This is a genomic window from Roseivivax jejudonensis, assembly GCF_900172265.1.
Taxonomy (GTDB): domain Bacteria; phylum Pseudomonadota; class Alphaproteobacteria; order Rhodobacterales; family Rhodobacteraceae; genus Roseivivax; species Roseivivax jejudonensis.
Genome location: NZ_FWFK01000013.1, coordinates 2,501 through 7,168 on the forward strand (window position 1 = coordinate 2,501; position 4,668 = coordinate 7,168).

A 4,668-nucleotide genomic window follows, 5' to 3' on the forward strand; every position below is an offset into this window, starting at 1 on the left:
AGAAGTGTTTGCCCGTCCAATCGGGACGACACCGTCACGTCTTCGGACGTGACGCCGATGACATCGTAAAGAGAGATACAAAATCAACATTGCCTGATCGCCGCGAGTGTGCGGATGATCTCGGCCGTTCCTTCCTTCGGGGAGGCGGCGGGCAGGACGCTTGCTGAGTTAAAGGCGTTCATACCCGTATCGCGGTTCGAAACGGGCAATCGTTGTCCAAGTCAAGTACACTAACCAAGTGCTCTGAAGGTGTTGCGCCTAATCGTGCTCAAGTAGCCGAATGGGCGGTAGCACACTGAGGAGCGCGGGATAGTATGCTTTTTGATCCAGGATAGAGGGACGGCGACGAACCAGCGTCGTTCCGCGATAGGGCGATGCGCTCGAGTGGCGCACCTGATCGGCCTGTCTCTTTCTGGATCGAATCAAGCGCGAGAAGGGCGTTTGGTGGATGCCTTGGCAGTAAGAGGCGATGAAGGACGTGATACTCTGCGATAAGCCATGGGGAGCCGAGAATAGGCTTTGATCCATGGATCTCCGAATGGGGCAACCCACCTGAATGTTTGTTGTTATTGCCTTCGGGCAGCTAACAGCAGGCATGACCAGGTACTCATTATCTGAATATATAGGGTTTTGAGAGCAAACCCGGGGAACTGAAACATCTAAGTACCCGGAGGAAAGGACATCAATAGAGACTCCGTTAGTAGTGGCGAGCGAACGCGGACCAGCCGAACCTTGAGCGTGACCGGAAACACCTGGAAAGGTGTGCCAGAGCGGGTGACAGCCCCGTACGGGAAGCGTGATGGGACGTATCAAGTAGGGCGGGACACGTGTAATCCTGTCTGAAGATCGGGGGACCACCCCCGAAGGCTAAGTACTCCTTACTGACCGATAGCGAACCAGTACCGTGAGGGAAAGGTGAAAAGCACCCCGACGAGGGGAGTGAAACAGTACCTGAAACCGAGCGCCTACAATCAGTCGGAGCTTGACTGGACTCTTATGACGATCTGAGGCCATTTGGCTCTATCATCGAAACCGAAGGGCAGGCAAAACGCCCTCAAGTAACGAAGTGGTAGGGCAGTAATAATGGCCGATGGAACTTTTGCAGCATTGCTGCTGGTGGCGGGCCTCACCGACATGGGGCTCAACCATTGTGGCGTGGATGGGTGCCTGACCCGCACGAACGACGTCTCCCGCTTGGCCGTCTCGGCCGGGACGGTGGTCGAACGGCGTGCGGACGAGGGCACCGAGGTCTACCTGCGCTACGATCCAAGCACACGCTTCGGTCCCTTCGGGACCACGCTGGGCCTCTCGGCCGGCGACGGCGTGGGCACCTGGCTCGGGGCGGGCATGACGTGGGACTGGCAGTTCGGATATTCTCCGTACTATGTCGAGTTGCACGCGATGCCGGGCTACTACATGGAAGGCGACGGCTTCGACCTCGGCGGTCCGGTGCAATTCCGGTCGGGGATCGAGCTGGGTTACGAGGCGATGAACGGCTGGCGTTACGCCGTCAGCTACGATCATCGCTCCAATGCCGGCCTTTACGACGACAATCCGGGCATCGAGACGGTGCAGTTCCGGGTGTCGGTGCCGCTGCGGTAGGTTCCTGTCTGATCACCTCCTGGAATGGAGGGGTGTGGGCTCTCGGTCATTGCTGGCAATGACCTGCCGCCCACCTGCCGATCTTTGCTGCGCGAAGATCGTCATAAGTGTCCAGTCTTGTGACGGCGTACCTTTTGTATAATGGGTCATCGACTTGGTCTATCCAGCAAGCTTAAGCCGTTAGGTGTAGGCGCAGCGAAAGCGAGTCTTAATAGGGCGAATGAGTTGGATGGATCAGACCCGAAACCGAGTGATCTAGGCATGACCAGGATGAAGGTACGGTAACACGTACTGGAGGTCCGAACCCACACCTGTTGAAAAAGGTCGGGATGAGTTGTGCCTAGGGGTGAAAGGCCAATCAAACTCGGAGATAGCTGGTTCTCCGCGAAATCTATTTAGGTAGAGCGTCATCCGAATACCCCGGGGGGTAGAGCACTGGATGGGTAATGGGGCCCCACAGGCTTACTGATCCTAACCAAACTCCGAATACCCGGGAGTACTAGATGGCAGACACACGGCGGATGCTAACGTCCGTCGTGGAGAGGGAAACAACCCTGACCTCCAGCTAAGGCCCCCAATTCATGGCTAAGTGGGAAAGCAGGTGGGACGACCAAAACAACCAGGAGGTTGGCTTAGAAGCAGCCATCCTTTAAAGATAGCGTAACAGCTCACTGGTCTAAACAAGTTGTCCTGCGGCGAAGATGTAACGGGGCTCAAGCCATGAGCCGAAGCTGAGGACGCGAGAGCGTGGTAGCGGAGCGTGGTGTGATATAGTCTCATGTCTCCTTCATGCCTTCGGGCATATTGGAGACGCGAGGCTTGCTGAGAAGCCGGACCGTAAGGTTGACCGGTGGAGCGATCACCAGCGAGAATGATGACATGAGTAGCGACAAGGAGTGTGAGAGACACTCCCGCCGAAAGTCCAAGGGTTCCTGCTTAAAGCTAATCTGAGCAGGGTAAGCCGGCCCCTAAGGCGAGGCCGAAAGGCGTAGTCGATGGGAACCAGGTTAATATTCCTGGGCCAGGAGATGGTGACGGATTGACCGAACCGCATGTCCCTTATCGGATTGGGGCATGTACGCGGCAGTCCCTGGAAATAGCCCTCCTTCGGACCGTACCCGAAACCGACACAGGTGGACTGGTAGAGAATACCAAGGCGCTTGAGAGAACGACGTTGAAGGAACTCGGCAAAATACCTCCGTAAGTTCGCGAGAAGGAGGCCCGCCCTATGATGGGCGGGGGCACAAACCAGGGGGTGGCGACTGTTTACTAAAAACACAGGGCTCTGCGAAGCCGTAAGGCGACGTATAGGGTCTGACGCCTGCCCGGTGCCTGAAGGTTAAAAGGAGGGGTGCAAGCTCCGAATTGAAGCCCAGGTAAACGGCGGCCGTAACTATAACGGTCCTAAGGTAGCGAAATTCCTTGTCGGGTAAGTTCCGACCTGCACGAATGGCGTAACGACTTCCCCGCTGTCTCCAACGTCGACTCAGCGAAATTGAATTGCCGGTCAAGATGCCGGCTACCCGCGGTTAGACGGAAAGACCCCGTGCACCTTTACTACAGCTTCAGACTGGCACCAGGCCAGGCATGTGCAGGATAGGTGGTAGGCTTTGAAACCATGACGCCAGTCGTGGTGGAGCCACCCTTGAGATACCACCCTTGCCTCGCTTGGTGTCTAACCGCGAACCGTCATCCGGTTCCGGGACCCTCTGTGGCGGGTAGTTTGACTGGGGCGGTCGCCTCCTAAAGCGTAACGGAGGCGCGCGAAGGTTGGCTCAGAGCGGTCGGAAATCGCTCGTTGAGTGCAATGGCAGAAGCCAGCCTGACTGCAAGACTGACAAGTCGAGCAGAGTCGAAAGACGGCCATAGTGATCCGGTGGTCCCAAGTGGGAGGGCCATCGCTCAACGGATAAAAGGTACGCCGGGGATAACAGGCTGATACTGCCCAAGAGTCCATATCGACGGCAGTGTTTGGCACCTCGATGTCGGCTCATCTCATCCTGGGGCTGGAGCAGGTCCCAAGGGTACGGCTGTTCGCCGTTTAAAGAGGTACGTGAGCTGGGTTTAGAACGTCGTGAGACAGTTCGGTCCCTATCTGCCGTGGGTGTAGGAGACTTGAGAGGAGTTGACCCTAGTACGAGAGGACCGGGTTGAACGATCCACTGGTGGACCTGTTGTTGCGCCAGCAGCAGTGCAGGGTAGCTATGATCGGACAGGATAACCGCTGAAGGCATCTAAGCGGGAAGCCCCCCTCAAAACAAGGTCTCCCCGAGGGCCGTGGTAGACGACCACGTCGATAGGCTGGAGGTGTAAGCGTGGCAACACGCTCAGCTGACCAGTACTAATGGCCCGACAGGCTTGGTTCGATCCAGAAACAGACAGGCTCACCTGTCATCTGGTCGAAAAGCATACCCCTTGTGAAACAAGATCAGGACAGCGATGCGTCGAACGGCGCATGTTGGTAAGCGTATCCGCACCTGGCATGTCTGAGGTGTGGCCACGCGCTTTTGCTTCGCAAAACCGCTTCCGGCCACCCAGAAAGACACGCCGCGCGGATGCGCGTCGTGTCTTTCTCGGTTTGGTGGTCATAGCACGAGCAAAACACCCGGCTCCATTCCGAACCCGGCCGTTAAGTGCCGTCGCGCCAATGGTACTGCGTCTCAAGACGTGGGAGAGTAGGTCGCCGCCAAACCTAGTAAGACACGCACGTATCTCTCGAAACGATGACACAAAATACCCTCCGCACCACCACTCAAACGGCGCGGAGCCTGGGCAAACAAATCGCCCAAATGGCGCGGGATGGAGCAGTCCGGTAGCTCGTCAGGCTCATAACCTGAAGGTCGCAGGTTCAAATCCTGCTCCCGCAACCACCTCAAGCGAACTCGTATCGGCACCTGCAAGCGCACCCGGCTGGGCCGCGCCCAGCAACGCCGTAAGTACTCCCTCCAATTCGATCGTCACGTCCTCACCCGTCTCGGAAGGCTGCACGACGATCCGGTCGATCAATCCGCGCAGGACGTCCAGCGCCTGTGTCCTGATCTCCGGGTCCCGAAGGCTCTCCGCGAG

1 tRNA gene and 2 rRNA genes are annotated in these 4,668 nt (G+C 57.3%); all 3 read left to right on the forward strand.

Going from position 1 to position 4,668, the window contains the following annotated elements:
- The first annotated feature begins 420 nt into the window (after positions 1-420).
- A 23S ribosomal RNA gene (locus tag ROJ8625_RS20410) occupies positions 421-3,968 on the forward strand.
- Between the two features lie 211 nt (positions 3,969-4,179).
- A 5S ribosomal RNA gene (gene rrf, locus ROJ8625_RS20415) occupies positions 4,180-4,294 on the forward strand.
- Between the two features lie 101 nt (positions 4,295-4,395).
- Positions 4,396-4,472, forward strand: a tRNA-Met gene (locus ROJ8625_RS20420).
- The last annotated feature ends 196 nt before the right edge of the window (positions 4,473-4,668 follow it).